The sequence below is a fragment of the Paraglaciecola sp. IT1134 genome (genome assembly GCF_058068185.1).
In genome coordinates, this window is record NZ_CM176486.1 from 597,505 (window position 1) to 612,287 (window position 14,783).

General features: G+C 44.0%; 11 protein-coding genes and 1 pseudogene. 8 read left to right on the forward strand and 4 right to left on the reverse strand.

Going from position 1 to position 14,783, the window contains the following annotated elements; genetic code table 11:
• Nucleotides 1-54 precede the first annotated feature (54 nt).
• On the forward strand, nt 55-648 hold the full coding sequence (locus tag AC3RV5_RS02720; protein WP_489730459.1) for a LysE family translocator: 594 nt from the start codon (nt 55-57) through the stop codon (nt 646-648).
• Between the two features lie 73 nt (nt 649-721).
• Here the strand turns inward: AC3RV5_RS02720 and AC3RV5_RS02725 are convergent, their stop codons facing one another.
• Together AC3RV5_RS02725 and AC3RV5_RS02730 are read right to left on the reverse strand one after the other, a co-directional pair.
• On the reverse strand, nt 722-1,150 hold the full coding sequence (locus AC3RV5_RS02725) for a hypothetical protein (protein WP_489730460.1): 429 nt from the start codon (nt 1,148-1,150) through the stop codon (nt 722-724).
• Nucleotides 1,147-3,819, reverse strand: a complete 2,673-nt coding sequence (locus AC3RV5_RS02730) for a reprolysin-like metallopeptidase (RefSeq protein WP_489730461.1) — start codon at nt 3,817-3,819, stop codon at nt 1,147-1,149. Before AC3RV5_RS02730 ends, AC3RV5_RS02725 begins: the two co-directional genes overlap by 4 nt.
• A 568-nt stretch (nt 3,820-4,387) precedes the next feature.
• On the opposite strand from AC3RV5_RS02730, the gene AC3RV5_RS02735 reads away from it, so the two are divergent.
• From AC3RV5_RS02735 to AC3RV5_RS02745, 3 genes are all read left to right on the forward strand, one after another.
• The gene (locus tag AC3RV5_RS02735; RefSeq protein WP_489730462.1) at nt 4,388-5,068 is read left to right on the forward strand and encodes a DUF2982 domain-containing protein; all 681 of its coding nucleotides are present in this window, start codon (nt 4,388-4,390) and stop codon (nt 5,066-5,068) included.
• A gap of 186 nt (nt 5,069-5,254) precedes the next feature.
• Complete coding sequence (locus AC3RV5_RS02740) at nt 5,255-5,662, forward strand: hypothetical protein (protein ID WP_489730463.1); 408 nt, start codon at nt 5,255-5,257, stop codon at nt 5,660-5,662.
• A gap of 588 nt (nt 5,663-6,250) precedes the next feature.
• Nucleotides 6,251-7,759: a BCCT family transporter gene (locus tag AC3RV5_RS02745; protein ID WP_489730464.1), complete on the forward strand. Its 1,509-nt coding sequence runs from the start codon at nt 6,251-6,253 to the stop codon at nt 7,757-7,759.
• A 571-nt stretch (nt 7,760-8,330) separates the two neighbouring features.
• On the opposite strand, the gene AC3RV5_RS02750 is transcribed toward AC3RV5_RS02745, so the two are convergent.
• Together AC3RV5_RS02750 and AC3RV5_RS02755 are read right to left on the reverse strand one after the other, a co-directional pair.
• On the reverse strand, nt 8,331-9,230 hold the full coding sequence (locus AC3RV5_RS02750; protein ID WP_489730465.1) for a fructose bisphosphate aldolase: 900 nt from the start codon (nt 9,228-9,230) through the stop codon (nt 8,331-8,333).
• Between the two features lie 393 nt (nt 9,231-9,623).
• Entirely contained in the window at nt 9,624-10,589 is a 966-nt protein-coding gene (locus tag AC3RV5_RS02755; protein WP_489730466.1) for an integron integrase, read from the reverse strand.
• Nucleotides 10,590-11,338: 749 nt separating this feature from the next.
• Here AC3RV5_RS02755 and AC3RV5_RS02760 point away from each other — a divergent pair.
• The 4 genes and pseudogenes from AC3RV5_RS02760 to ltrA all read left to right on the forward strand — a co-directional run bounded on the left by AC3RV5_RS02760 (nt 11,339) and on the right by ltrA (nt 14,677).
• Entirely contained in the window at nt 11,339-11,719 is a 381-nt protein-coding gene (locus AC3RV5_RS02760) for a VOC family protein (RefSeq protein WP_489730467.1), read from the forward strand.
• Nucleotides 11,720-11,861: 142 nt separating this feature from the next.
• Nucleotides 11,862-12,278, forward strand: a complete 417-nt coding sequence (locus tag AC3RV5_RS02765; protein ID WP_489730468.1) for a hypothetical protein — start codon at nt 11,862-11,864, stop codon at nt 12,276-12,278.
• Nucleotides 12,279-12,569: 291 nt separating this feature from the next.
• Nucleotides 12,570-12,707: pseudogene (locus AC3RV5_RS02770) on the forward strand (excalibur calcium-binding domain-containing protein); the annotation flags it as partial.
• A 680-nt stretch (nt 12,708-13,387) separates the two neighbouring features.
• On the forward strand, nt 13,388-14,677 hold the full coding sequence (gene ltrA / locus AC3RV5_RS02775) for a group II intron reverse transcriptase/maturase (protein ID WP_489730469.1): 1,290 nt from the start codon (nt 13,388-13,390) through the stop codon (nt 14,675-14,677).
• The last annotated feature ends 106 nt before the right edge of the window (nt 14,678-14,783 follow it).

The window sequence follows — 14,783 nt, forward strand, 5'->3', positions numbered from 1 at the left end:
ATAATTTGACCTTTATAATTGCATTAAATTAAAGCCAGTTGAATAACAAATATCATGACCTTGGAAATAATCACCGCCTTAGTGCTGTTTGCGTTTGTGTCGTCGATCACTCCCGGCCCAAACAATTTGATGTTAATGGCGTCTGGGGCAAACTTTGGGTTTAAAAGTACATTGCCCCATTTATTCGGGGTAGGTATAGGTTTTACCCTGATGGTGGTGTTAGTGGGTTTGGGGATAGTGCAACTATTTGATCTTTACCCGTTAAGTTATCAGGTATTAAAAGTACTGAGCGTGGCCTATCTGTTGTATCTTGCTTACAAAATTGCCATTTCAGGCTCGGACATTGAAAATCGCACCTCAAGGGTAAAACCCATGACCTTTGTGCAGGCGGTGTTGTTCCAATGGGTAAACCCCAAGGCTTGGACCATGGCACTGACAGCAATTAGTGTGTACGCACCCTCTAAGAGCTTAGCAGCCGTTGTATTGGTGGCCTTAGTTTTTGGTGCTGTCAACTTGCCTTGCATTAGTTCCTGGGCCGCTTTGGGGCAAAAAATTCAGAGTTTTTTGACCAATCAAACACGCTTGAGGCTATTTAACTTTAGTATGGCAACCCTGTTGGTTTTATCCCTTTATCCCGTGCTGTTATAAAACGCAGGCAGGGCGATCAGCAGGATGTTTTGCCTGAGGTGTTTGGTATTGGCGTAGCTGGTTCATCTTCAGACTATTTTGCATAACACAGGGCGAGCATTTTCTGGTTATACATTACTGCGTAGTCGTGCATTTTTGAGCGTAGAGGAAGTTCATTTGGCGTTGATATTATATCACCGGTACCTTTGACTACCCGATAGCCGCAATGCAGTTCGAGTTCGCCCAGGGGGTAAATCGTCAAGTCTATACCCGGCAGGGAAGTAACTCTGCCAGCAAACGCCAACAACCGTCTATCTCCGTTTTGACTTGCTTGTTGCGCGTCTTGCTCAGGATCAGCATGTAGTACCCACGTTAGGGGGTGTTGGCTGTCAATGGCACTGGGTTGCGCCTCACCGGCCTGAAGTTGAGCGTTCGGGCCATGTTGTCCGGTGCAACCCGCTAATACAAAGCCTATCAGGCCCACGGCGAGAATAACGTGCGAGTAATGAGGTAATTTAATCATACGTTAACCTGCCTGCTTGGCCACATCACTGCTTTTTTGCGCCACAGCAACCAAAAACCCAGCAGCCAGTAGCTGGCATAACCTAAGGCGCCGCCGCTGCTTTTGGGCTTGGAAGGGGTCGGCATGGCCACTGGCGTTGCGACTGTTGTAACCGTTACCGTGGCGGTGCTGGTTAGTTGCTTGTCACTCACAGTGTAACTAAAGCTTTCGCGGCCAACGAACCCGGTTTGCGGCTGATAACTGATCTGGTTGGTGTCAATCGATACGCTAGCATTACCGCTGTAATTAACGGCACTGATGTTAAGAGTATCACCGTCGATGTCAGTATCGTTGGCCAATACGTTGAACAGGGTAGGGGCACTGTCCTGGTTAAGAGTAAACATATCTTGTGCGGCACCGGGTGCATCGTTAACCGGGGTAACACTTATCTCTAAGGGGAATATCCCAGAGTCTACTATGCCGTCATTGACCGTGGCAGCAACCGACAAAACACCGTTAAAATCCGCATCGGGCACAACGGTGATACCGTCCGCACCTACGCTGTAGTGGTTGCCGTTTTCAAGGAACAAGGTGAAATTTTCCGGGTAACTTGAATCAGGATCACTAACTTGCAACGCTGCCAAGGTGATGTTCAAAGAGTTGTCTTCCACTACTGTTAAGGGAAGCTGGCCAGTGATAACGGGCGCCACAGGATCCGGACCCGGTTCAATGGTAAAATTTCCCTTATTGAGGCTATAAAATACATTGTCGTGACATAATACTTGTAAGCGCACTTGGCTGCTGGCTGAGTTAGGCACACTTATGGCTTGCTCACCGTCGTTGGGTGTATCGCTGAGTACTAAACTGTCAAACAGATTGTCGCCGTCCAGATCCAGGCGAATGTCCACAGTTTGACAGCTAACCGGTGCCAGTTGGGTGTCTGCTGTGTCCCATTGCACAGTTTGCAGGGTATTGCCCTGCCAATTTGTGCCGGCGGCGGGTACAAGTACCGCAAAATTCACCCCGGTATCGATTACCTCCAGAACAACATCTGCGGTGTTGACTCCACCTTTACCATCTTTAACCGAAACCCTGAAGTTTAGTTCTCTATTGGTGCTGGGGTAGGCTTCGCCGAAACTTACCTTATCAGCTACCACATCGCTCAGTTTTGGAAAATAGCGAGAAGGCTGGGCGGTGCCCGGGTAAGAGCGAAACAGCGGATTGGCACCGTTATCGGTTTGCATTTCTTGTGCTGAAGTGGTGCTTCCAAATAAACCTCCGCCGTCCAACTGTTCCCAGTTGTAGCTCAGGTTGTCGCCATCTTCATCGCTGGCCTGGGCAGTTAATACGAAGGGGGTATTGGCGGGGATACTATAAACACTGGTCGCCAGCACAACCGCAGGCGCAGTGTTATTTAATGAACTGCTGGCGGCGCAGGTGCGACCGAAGCCGTTTTCTGTGTAGTTGAGGATCTGCTCAATCGAACCGGCATGAAAATAAGGATCGCTGCTGCTTTGCAAATTCTGCTCACCACATACGCCGGAATACGACATGATGGTCGAGCCGCTACCAGGCTCAAAGGCCGTGTCGGGGTTACGCTGGTCAGCGACACAGTTATTTTGATCTTGGGCATTATAGGTATGTTTGGCACCCAACTGGTGGCCAAGCTCATGGGTTACCAAATCGATGTAAAAGCGCTCCCCTCTAGGGTTGCTGTTGCCGCTATAACCTTGGGCTTTCACGTCGTTATTACATACCGAGGGAACAACAGCCAACCCGCCCGGGTTAGTGCCCAGCAAATGGCCGACATCGTAGTTTTCAAACCCAATTTTGTCATCTAACAGTTGCTGATTCGTCTCGATATCGGCGGCCTGATCACTGTTGGTGTAAGGATCAGTTTGTGCATCCACAAAAATAATGTCGTTATTGTCAACCAGCTCAAATGCTATGGCCAGATCCGCCAGCAATATCTGGTTAACCCGATTGACCAGGCTGACCATCTCAGCCACGGCATCGGCTTTACTGCCACCCACTTTGGCGGTGTATTCGCCTGTGGCACTGAGAGCTAGGCGATAAGTACGCAGGGTTGCTCCGGTGGATTTTTGCAGGACAACTGCTTTGGTTGAAGGCCCCGTGGCACTTGCTGAAGCAAACAGCGTATCGTTATCTAATGAGAGATCATCAGAGGCAATGGAATCCTGGTAGTAATAACTGATATACAGGGTCGGGTCATCCTGGTAAAGGGCTGAGAGTAAAACCCACTGATCTTGCTGGCGAAACAATCCGGACAATCCTTGGTGGGTGATGCTAAACCGCCCGACATTTTGTGTTTGGCCCAGTTCGTAACCCTCAAACGACATCATCGCCGGGTAACGCGCAGCCAAGGCTTTTGACATCACCGGAGAAGGGCTCAAGACAAACTCCTTGGTGCCCCCTTCGGGTAAAGGAACCGGCAAAGTGAATGTGGCGGTTTTATCCGCGAAGCGCCGCTGCAGGGCGGCAGGGTCGACCTTGAGATAATTCCCGCGACTGGCAGCGATTTTTGCCCGAGTTTGATCCCCTAACTTGGCTTGTGGTGCAGAAGTCCACAGTTCAGATTGGGCGGCGTAGCTGAACATGCATACCGGTACGGCAAGTCCGTATAAAGCGAGACTAACGACAACTCGGCGTATTTTACAGCGTAAATGCATAAACTTCCTCGAAATGATGAACCCAGTAATATACATGAAACTAGGGGGCTTAGGGGCAAGAGACCTGTTTCAGACCGACAAGTTGAGCAAGGGTACTGTTTATAAACTTCGCTTGCTATCCTTTTGGTCTCAATGGGCCGAGTAATTAATGACTCTATTGGGGATACGGCGAATGTCACCTGTTGGATCTGTTTTTGTTCACTTAAGGCAAAATCGAGACCGAAGATACGGCGCACAGGAAGTTCTCCTTTGCACAGTCTACACGGGGGACTGCTTCAACTGAGATCATTTCGTTGGCAAATATTCAGTTTCTTAACGTGCATAAAGCAGTTATCTTGGCAGTTATCATCACCTATGCCTTGGCTTACCTAATCGATGATGATTCATGGTATGAGGCGCGTACGTCAACGAGAAAATATAGCATTGGCTAAACATACAAAACCTCAAGAACAGGATTTACGCTGGTGGCAAACCCATTGCCCAAGTTGCCAGCGTTTCAGATTAATCGGCTTGTGGGCTATCATAGCGTTTATCCTGTATTTTGTTATTTGGGCATGAAGAAGTATTTATGCAAGAAGTGATTCAAATTCGTGCGGCGGCAAAACGCAACGTGCTTGCCAGCTTCTTATGCGGAGCGGCAGGCCTGTTAGTGTCCATGGCGATATTTAATTGGCTGCCGGAGCGCTTTTTGTTGGTGGGGATTTTTGTGACCAGTGCTTCCCTGGTGGCTTTATTGATCGCCTGGTTTAAATTTCGTGAGCCGGTTTTTAGCATCGAAATCTCCCGCGACTACGTGCGTTACCTGCACCGCCGAGGCCATTGGCAAATAAGCTGGGACAATATCCAGCGCATCGACGTGCCCAGGGCCCCGCGTAACATGCAGCTAGAAGATTTAAGTCTGGTAGGGATCAAGTTAAAGGACTATGCCCCGTTTTTAAGCTCCACCCCTTTGCGCCTAATGACTAATATATTGATGGAGCAGCGGCCTTTGCTACTGCTCGGAGATCAGCAAAATTCTGCGACCGGCGGCAGTTACACGAGTGATCTTATTGAAGATGACAAATACAAATACCCTGACGGCACGGTCATCAAAGGTATTCCGGCCATGCTCGCCAACCGTATGGGCAAATTGCGCCAACGCCTGGGTTACGATCTGTATATCAGTGTGGCGGAACTTGATCGCACTGAGCTTGAGTTCGTCCAGTTACTCAGGGAGTGTCAGCAGCATGTGGCCAGTACGCCAAATTAGTGGTGGTTTGGGCGCAGAGGACATCAGCGAGGTATACAAGGTAAATTTGTTGGGGTATGTAATTAACCGTTTGGAGGTAATAAAAAGCAGCGTTTGGAATAACATAAGTGATCTTTCTGGTATACTCAGTCAACAACGTTTCTCATTCTTAATACTTAACCAGTCGATTTATAGGTAGTCAATATAGTGCCAAAATTCCATATACTTCACTCCAAAAATGCGATTTCGGTGAGTTTCGATGAAAACTGGGATCATCAGTCACATGCTGAAAAGTTTGGCGAAAAGTTACTGGTTTGTAGCGAGAAAATGCATTCAGGCCCCTGGGCATTTATCGATGACATCAGGAATTGGTCAGTCAAAACGCCTAAAGAAATTGACTTGTGTATCAATCTGGCCATTGAGTTGAGCCAAAAAGGGTTAACCCATTGTGTTGTTTGTGTGGATGATAATGCGCTGTCTAAATGGATGATGCATAAAATTGTCCCCAATGAGATCAAAATAGTGTTTTTCCCGGATATAGCCCAGTGTAATGCATGGGTACAAATGCATAATTTTGAGGTACCTGAATTACCCTCTCACGAGATAGCAGGCTAATTTTTTCAAGGGGCATATTATCTATGCCCCGACATAATTTTGTCGTTAACCCTTAGCTGGGGGCCTGGTCTAGTGGTCAGTTTGACTGGATTTTTGGTGTATCCTGGCAAAAAGGCACTGCCGGTAATCCAGCCCTGTGATAAAAGGCGGCGTAGGGATTATTCGCCCATGTTTATTGTACTTGTGTCGGTTTTTCGATCTGGGGATGCCAGAGAATTATGCGGTTATTTTCCAGTTTAGCCTTTGCCATACGTAATGACGATTTCACTTGCGATAGCAAATTTGCAGTGTTTAGTATCCCTCAGTAACAATCCGTCAGCCTTGTGTTTGAAACTACTAAATAGCCGAGGCTTGGGCTCTACATGAAGCCAATGTAATAATGTTTGAAACTCATTATTTATGCCGAACAGTCTGCATCTGATCTGACCTGCACCAATGTGTCATCTATAGCCACTCGATGATACTGGGAAAAAGGAAAAATCACCCCGCCCCCTTATTCCCAGCTATTTTACTGGTTTTACTCATTAGTTGATTTGATATCGCTTTTAAAGAGCCGTATTCTTTTGCTCATATTAAAAAGATTGATGTGTGAACCGTTTGCCTTTAAACAAAACAACAAAGCTTGAAAAAACCGCGTTATTACTGTGCGTTAGTTTATCTGTTATCGCTTTTTTATTTCCTAAGTTGCTTACTGCTCACTTACAACCTGTTATTAACCAGCTTTTAAGCTACTTGGGCTCGCCATTTTTTGTACTCGTTAATTTGTTGCTCGTTACTGTAATTGCAATTGCGATAAGCCCGTTAGGGCAGCGTAAAATTGGTGGCGAACATGCAAAAATTGAATTTGAGTTGTTTGGTTGGCTCTCAATGCTATTTGCAGCAGGTATGGGATCGGGGCTTATTTTTTGGGGCGTTGCCGAGCCTGCGCTTCATACAATTCACTCACCTTTAAAACAAAGCTTATTTCCAAATCCACAAACGAGCGGCTTAGCATTAACCTTGGTTAATTGGGGCGCGCATGCATGGGCGCTTTATGCGGTGTTTGGTTTAGTGCTGGGCGGACTAAGTAGCAACAGTGGCAAGGCGGGCGATATTAGTGCGCCGGTTATAAGTGCAGCCAAAGGTGTAATAAATCGAGCCTGGCAAGTAAAGTTAGGTTTCGGCGTTAAATTAGTGGCGATTTTTGCCATATTTTTTGGCGTTGTTGGCACAATTGCAAATTCAACGTTGCTACTGCGTAAAGGATTAGCATTAAAGCTAGGTGTTGAATCTGCTTTACTATCGGGCTTTATAATTATTAGTTTGATTGTGATTTTATATACGTTGTCGGCAAAGTTAGGGCTTAAAAAGGGTATTCAAACACTGAGTAAATTAAACGTGTATTTAGCGTTCTCGCTCATTATTTGGCTGCTAATGTTTGTGCCCATAAAGCCCGTTATTGAAATAGCCATTGGCGGCACTTGGGATTACATACAACTTATTACAACCGGTACTTGGCAATTTGCTAGCCAACTTAACGATCCTGAGTGGGCGAATGGCTGGACTTACAATTACTACTTTTGGTGGTTAGCATGGGGACCATTTGTGGGAGTTTTTTTAGCAAAAATAAGCCAAGGTCGGCCAGTATGGCAGTATATTTTAGGTGTTGTACTCGTGCCAACACTCGTTACTATTGTATGGTTTAGCGTGTTTTCTGGCTCTGCTATAGCGTGGGATACTACTCATCAAAGTGGAATTTTAGAGGCAATAAAAGCAGATTACACCCAAGGTTTATTCGTATTTTTTGAACAACTAGGTTGGCAGGGCGCTGTACTCATTTGGGCAAGCTTATTGCTGCTATTAATTTTTGTGGCCACTTCTGCTGATTCGGCGATATTGGTTATACGCCAGTTAAGTGGCGCTAATGATACACAGCCATGGAGCTTGTATGGCTGGTCCTTTGCATTAGGGCTGTGTGCTTATGTGTTATTAGTACAAAACAATGAGCCATTAAACAGAAGCGTGGCTATTATCGGCGCTTTACCATTTTTAATTATATTTTTGCTGCAACTGCTTGGATTTGTTAAAGAGTTTATAAAAGAGCTATCGCTTGATTAGTCAGAATTAATCGGGGGCAGAATGACCTTAATGTCTCCTTTGGAGCTAACTCTCTATTAACCCAGTAGGGGCGACTATAGAACGCTCGAAGTAGCCCCACAGCGTTCGTTTGTTCGTGCCAATTGCAGACATACGCTACTTGATTTACAACGTATTTTGCACTTGGGCTTTGCTTCCATAGCGGACGGTCAGGCTGTCAGACATTTACTTTAGAAACTGCCAGTTGCCAGGTACCTAAAGGCAGTATTGTCTCAAATCAGTTCTGTTGTAGAGATCAGGGATAGCGTTTAACCACTGAAGACTACGATTATTACTGATCCTCAGACTAGCCGTTTGCTATATATAAAACGCCAAGATGATTTTTTGCAAAGGTGAAAGCTAAAACGTAGAAACAGGAAATTAAATTCAGCTTTGCAGGTAATTGGTTAGAGCAAAAACCGATTATCAGTGCAGATTTGGAAAGGGGATCAGGCTATCTAGCAACATTGGATATTGAGCTGAGCTACGAATAATAAAACCTAGGTAGTGACTAAAAACAGGCCAAGTGGCCTGCTTTTAAGTTCAATCAAATTTATGCATTAGACGCCTGATAAATGCTATCGATCGACTCATTGATGGTCGACTCAAATTCATCGTCAGACATAAGCGCGAAGAGCTCTTCAGATAACGCTCTTGAAAAACTCGCAATCATACCTTTGTTTTCCGATAATAGGAGGTTTGCTTTTTCACGACTATAGCCGCCAGACAATGCAACGACTTTCAAAACTCTGGGGTGAGTAATCAATTGATCGTAAAAACCAGCAACTTTGGGCAGAGTTAACTTCAACATCACCTGTTGATTATCGGGTATTGCATCCAATTGCTTCAACAATTCTCCACGAAGTAACAGTTCCGCAGCGCCTTTTTCTGGACTATAAATATCAATCTCAGGTTCAATAATCGGCACCAAACCCTTGGCTAATATCTGCGCACTAACGGCAAATTGTTGAGCAACGATTATATGAACGCCACTATAATTTGCCAATTTAATGAATGACCGCATTTTGGTGCCAAAGACTTTTTTATCGACCGCTTTGTCTAACGAATCATTCAAGCCGCGAATTGGCTTCATCAATTGAACCCCGTTATGTTCGTCTTCTAAGCCTATATCTACCTTCAAAAACGGCACAATTTGTTTTTTTTGCCACAGATAATCTGAAGAGGCGAGCCCTTCGATTTCCCTGTCTAAGGTGTTTTCGAACAGAATTGCGCCTAAAATTCTATCTCCAGAAAAGGCTTCGCTAGTCATAATGCGAGTACGCATTTCATGCACTTTTGTAAACATTTCTTCATCACCAGAATATCGATCTTCTGGAATGCCGTATAGTCTCAACGCTCTTGGTGTACTGCCGCCGCTTTGATCTAAGGCTGCAATAAAACCTTTTTCAGTTTGTATCTTTCTTAACATTTCTAAGCGAACTTGTGATGTCATTGAGCGCTTTCCTTATTCGGGTAATTGTAGGTACACAGGTTAACTCTTAGCGCGGCCTTCTAACATTGCCACTGCCGGTGATAATGCACGTCAGACGGTCACATATTCGGATCCGAGCAGCTGATTAGACCGAAGGATAGGCGTGCTTACCAAAGATACTTTGATCTAGGCTCCCCCCAAACCGTTTAAGTTAACTGTATAACCTTTTAACAGTTGCTGCATATTTTGCAACAACTGAATCTTTGTTGAATTCAACGCTTACAAGAGAGCCAACCGATGCTCCGCTTATCGCCCTGACTTGAGAGTCAGACATAGCTAGATCTAAGGCTAGTTCAGCATTTAAGGGGTAAAGTGAGTTCTTTAGGACATTTTTTTTAAAATGTGTAGCTGAACCTAAATATTATCCATAGGACTTTGTGTATTGCCAAATTTAGTCCCAATCACATGTGTATATATTTCGGTTGTTTTAACATCAGCATGACCAAGTAAGTCTTGAACTGTTCGAATGTCAGCACCACTACGTAAAATCTGGGTTGCAAATGAATGACGCAGTGTATCGGGGCTAACTCGTTTTTCGATATTAGCCAACTTAGCGGCTAATGCAATACTGCGCTGAATTTGCTTTTGGTTAATATGATGACGGCGGTAAAACTGGGTTTCTGGATCAATACTGAGGTTTGCAGCGGGAAACAGATATTGCCAGCTAACGTTTTTGTTAGCCCCTTGATATTTTAACCGCAAAGCATGTGGCATCCAAACGCCTGCGAACCTATTATCTTGCAAATCCAGCGCTAAATATTGTTTCACCCTGGTTACTTGCCTGTGTAACGCAATGGTCAACTCGGTTGCTAACGTCACTACACGGTGTTTCCCGCCCTTACCATTCCAGATCCGCAAGCAATGATAGTCAAAATCAATATCTTTCACCCTCAATCGTGTTGCTTCCATCAAGCGTAGCCCACTGCCATAAAGCAGACTAACCGCTAGATGATAGTTACCAGGGGTTTTTGCCAGCAATCGTTTTACTTCATCCACAGTTAATACCACAGGCAACTTCTGTTGACGTTGGCTGCGCACAAAATTCAATTTCAAATCCAGCGGACGTGCAATAATAGTCTTATATAAAAAGCTCAAAGCATTAAGTGCACTAGCCTGGGTTTGGGCTGCGACATGCCTTTTACTCACCAGATAATTTAAAAATGATTCAACATCCTGATCACTGAGCTGAGCCGGATGTTGGTTATGATGAAAGTGAATGTAAAACTTTATCCAATGCAAGTAAGTTTCAATGGTGCGCTTGGCATAGAGCTTTTGCTGCATAGTTTCGATAATATGTTGTAAAAAAGGTGAAGTTGACATGGTCAATCCCAATAAATAATTACACTGTATGTATAGCCAGTAGTTGTGGGTTTGTCCAATAACAGCAGATCGGGTACAGTTTAGGGTAATCTTACAAGTGTATTTTGCAAAAAGTTGAAAAAAACTATATAAAAGAGAAACATGAGAGCGGTGTAAAAATCTGCTCAAGATTATATTGGACAAAATGGCGTGTTTAAACACCCCGTTTTGTCGTTAACTAAATTGTTAGAGGTTACTTAAATGAAAGGGATTTTTTTTACATTTTTAATAGTACTTCTAAGTGGCTGTGCTTCATATTTAGATAACTTAGATCCTAGCGGAGCTGCCGTTCGTTACGGTTGTAGTTACACTGATGGCCACTTTAGTAAAGATGGTAACTTTGTTTCTGGTGGGTACAGTTGTCCTAAGTCTACGCCAAGCTCCTATCTAAAAAGTAATGGTTGCACTTGGGTAAATAGTTATTATCGTAAAGATGGAACTTTTGTATCAGGCCACACTAGGTGCAATGTACCAAAATATTCAAGTTCTAAATCTGGCTCTAATTGTCATTATGTTAGTGGCTATTACCGTAAAAGCGGAACTTATGTAAAAGGCTATACGCGGTGCAGGTAACCTCTAACAAAAACATTAACTGGAAAATTACTCGCTGGGCTACGCCCAAAACGCGTCGTATTTTCCAGTTATATTAAGCGTTATATGTTTATCGTAGTCTGCTATTAGCAGATATTTAAATAAAGGAAGGTAATGAGATGTTTACACATGTAGTCCTAGGCACAGACAATATTCCAGAGACGAAAGCTTTTTATGATGCTGTTTTAGGTACAATTGGAATAAACGGCGGTATGGTAAAACCAAATGGAGATGGACGTGTTATCTATTCAGCTAATGGACAGTTTTTTGTTATAACAAATCCGGTAAATGGCAAAGAAGCTACCTTTGGAAATGGCTCAACTATTGGCTTTAAAGCAGAGTCAAAAGCTCAAGTTGATGAATTTTATAAAGTAGCCTTAGAAAAAGGTGCTGTAAGTGAAACCGTCCCCGTTAAAAAAAATAACGGCGCATTTGATCTTTATGTTGCACATGTTCGAGACTTAACTGGAAATAAATTATGTATCAGTTTTATGTTATAAATTGCATAAAGCATCGAAGTCAAACGTATAACAAGTTGCTCAAAAGGACTAAAACAGTTTGCTCGTTTTTTGCAAAGAACCGCAAAAAAGCTAGCCAACCATTTTAGCCTCTTAGCAAGGCGTTAGGCAAAAGGAGTAATCATTGCGAGTCTCTATTTCAAAAAATCGCAGTAGCCTTGAGAGTGGAGATGAGTATTTTGTTCTCAATAGTGATTATTTTAGTGAGTATGTCGATGAAGAAGATTTTAATTGTCGTAAATCTATACGTGTAGAGCATGCGTTTCATGAAAATTGGTTTGAGGGTGATGATAAATTCCTTCCACCAATTCTTTATTTTAATAAAGGGAAAATCCAATTTATTAATGGTCGTCATAGAACAGCTCTATTGTTTGAGTATCTTGCGGAGATACCTGTGATTTTTCTTTCTCCGGATGCAAAGCCTAGAATTACGGATGAAGAAATAAAGGAGAATATTGGGTTACTTAATAAAATTGCGAAACCAATGGTCGCGGGTCAATGCTTTGAGTTTCCTGATTTTCCGATAAGACATTTAGGGTAGTTGCTTCGAAAGAGTAATTTGCCTAACAAGGCGTTTAAAACGGAACTAAAACAGTGGGTTAAGTTTCGCTTCGCTACACATTATAACCCACAATTTTAGTCCGCTTAACGCGGCGTTAGTAGTTTTATCAAGGATGGTCGTAAATTGAAAAAGTTATTCCTTATCATTTTAATTAGTCTTGGTGCATGGCAGTACTTCTCAAAAAGTAGTGTTGCTAATCAACCTATCGCACCTCAAGTTCAACCTGTACAAGTGAAAGTAAAAAAATATGTGCCACCTAAACCCATTTATAAATGCGATGGAAGGCAACATTGTTCACAAATGAAATCTTATGAAGAAGCTAAGTATTTCATTCAACATTGTCCTAATACTAAAATGGATGGTGACAACGATGGTATTCCTTGTGAAAGGCAATTTGGTAGAGGCTAGTAGGATTTCAAACTACTAACAAGGCAATCAACAAGGACACGTAACAGTTGGCTACGTTTCGCTTCGCTACACAATTTTAGCCAACCATTACTTAGCCTGTTATTTGGGCGTTAGTGCGTCAAGGAAGCTTGATGCATCTTGCAGGGTGTAAGTCCCTGTCGGGTAAGGTTTAGCCAGCCACCCGTATCGAGTCTTGCGCATTGCGCGGAGTCTGAGCAAAGGAAGTGCTTTGCTGTGTGAGGACACAATCAGATGAACAACCAATGTGAAGCGTAGACAGAGAATTATATAGGCCATAGGGAATACGTGTTCCTGAAGTGCTGGTATCGCTGGGATAATAAATAAAGTCCTGACTGACGAGGCTTGTAACGCCGTCGAAGTCCACGCAAAGCAACCATTATTCAAGATATTTGAAGCGGCAAGGTTGTGGCGAGTCAGTCCAGTTATCAAGCCGTGGCATGTATAAAGAGATGCATCAGGAACTTGAGAGAGCCAAAGGTGTTCCATAAGGAAATGGTAGGGTAGCTAAGCCACAAGCGAGGCCAACGATGACCCTTCGGCAGTCAGATCAGCCCGTAGTAGTCTGAGCAGGGGAAAGCCTTGTACATGGCGAAGGAGCTGACAGTTATATCAGGTGTTTAGCAGACACATAGGCCGGACAAAGTAGGGCTGGAACCACTATGACAACCGAACTAAACGCCATCACATTTAAATCACAAACCCATCCCCGCCACAGATTTCAGAGCCTATATGGATTGCTAGGTGACGATTTACTGTATCAAAGCTGGGAGCAACTGAATAAACGAGCCGCGCCAGGTGTTGATGGCATTACAGTGCCAACATACCAGCAGTCGCTTGTGGAAAACCTCACACGTTTACGTGTTGCACTGACAACCAAGTGTTATCGTGCGAATGACATTAAACGTGTCTTCATCCCAAAAAGTAATGGCAAGCAACGCCCATTAGGACTTCCAACGGTTGATGACAAGCTTGTGCAGCAAAGCGTAAGCCAGATACTGCAAAGTATCTGGGAAGCGGATTTCTTGCCAAACAGCTATGGATACCGACCGCAGAAAAGTGCTCATCAAGCGGTACACAGCTTGGCGTTAAATCTCCAGTTTAAAGGCTACGGTTATATTGTAGAGGCGGATATTAAAGGCTTCTTCGATAACATTGACCATGACTGGCTGATGATGATGCTCAAGCAGCGCATTGACGATAAAGCACTATTGAGCCTGATTGGACAATGGTTAAAAGCACGGATAAAAGCCCCCGATGGGACATACATCAAACCCCAACGTGGCTCACCTCAGGGCGGTATCATTAGCCCAGTGTTGGCTAATATCTATCTGCATTATGCATTGGATCTATGGTTTGAGAAGAAAGTAAAACCTCGCATGCGAGGCAGAGCCATGCTGATCCGCTACGCGGATGATTTTGTGTGCGCGTTTCAATATGCCAATGATGCAGAGCGATTTTACCGAGTGCTACCAAAACGGCTAAAGAAGTTCAAACTTGATACCGCGGCGGAAAAGACCAGTCTATTAAGATTTAGTCGATTCCAACCAAGTAGTAAGCGGCAGTTTGTCTTCTTGGGCTTTGCATTTTACTGGGGAGTGGATGTAAATGGTAAACCAAGACTACGGCGACGAACTGCAAGCAAAAAGCAGCAAACCAGCCTTAGCGAATTTTACCAGTTCATCAAATCCAAACGCTCGCAAAAGCTAGCGATGTGGTTGCCTCAATTAAAACGTAAACTGACAGGGTTTAGAAATTACTTCGGTCTGCCTGACAATAGCCGCAGTGTGAGCAAGTTGTACAACTATGTATTGCATAGTCTGTACAAATGGCTGAACAGACGCAGTGGTCGTCGGAGTTACAACTGGAGTAATTTTAAGAAGATGCTAGAGTATTTCCAAATACAGAAGCTACGAGTTAGCAAAAGAGTGATCAATGTTGACTGGTACTAAGATGGGCGTGATTTACACGCGTGAACATATAACTGAAGAGCCGGATGCGGTAATTCCGCACGTCCGGATCTGTGTGGGGTCGGCTCAGTAATGGGCCGCTCTACCA

Bases quoted from the DNA above. Each gene is read 5' to 3' on its own strand.
- AC3RV5_RS02720 (WP_489730459.1), top strand. From the start codon at position 55: ATGACCTTGGAAATAATCACCGCCTTAGTGCTGTTTGCGTTTGTGTCG.
- AC3RV5_RS02725 (WP_489730460.1), bottom strand. From the start codon at position 1,150: ATGATTAAATTACCTCATTACTCGCACGTTATTCTCGCCGTGGGCCTG.
- AC3RV5_RS02730 (WP_489730461.1), bottom strand. From the start codon at position 3,819: ATGCATTTACGCTGTAAAATACGCCGAGTTGTCGTTAGTCTCGCTTTA.
- AC3RV5_RS02735 (WP_489730462.1), top strand. From the start codon at position 4,388: ATGCAAGAAGTGATTCAAATTCGTGCGGCGGCAAAACGCAACGTGCTT.
- AC3RV5_RS02750 (WP_489730465.1), bottom strand. From the start codon at position 9,230: ATGACATCACAAGTTCGCTTAGAAATGTTAAGAAAGATACAAACTGAA.
- AC3RV5_RS02755 (WP_489730466.1), bottom strand. From the start codon at position 10,589: ATGTCAACTTCACCTTTTTTACAACATATTATCGAAACTATGCAGCAA.
- AC3RV5_RS02760 (WP_489730467.1), top strand. From the start codon at position 11,339: ATGTTTACACATGTAGTCCTAGGCACAGACAATATTCCAGAGACGAAA.
- ltrA (WP_489730469.1), top strand. From the start codon at position 13,388: ATGACAACCGAACTAAACGCCATCACATTTAAATCACAAACCCATCCC.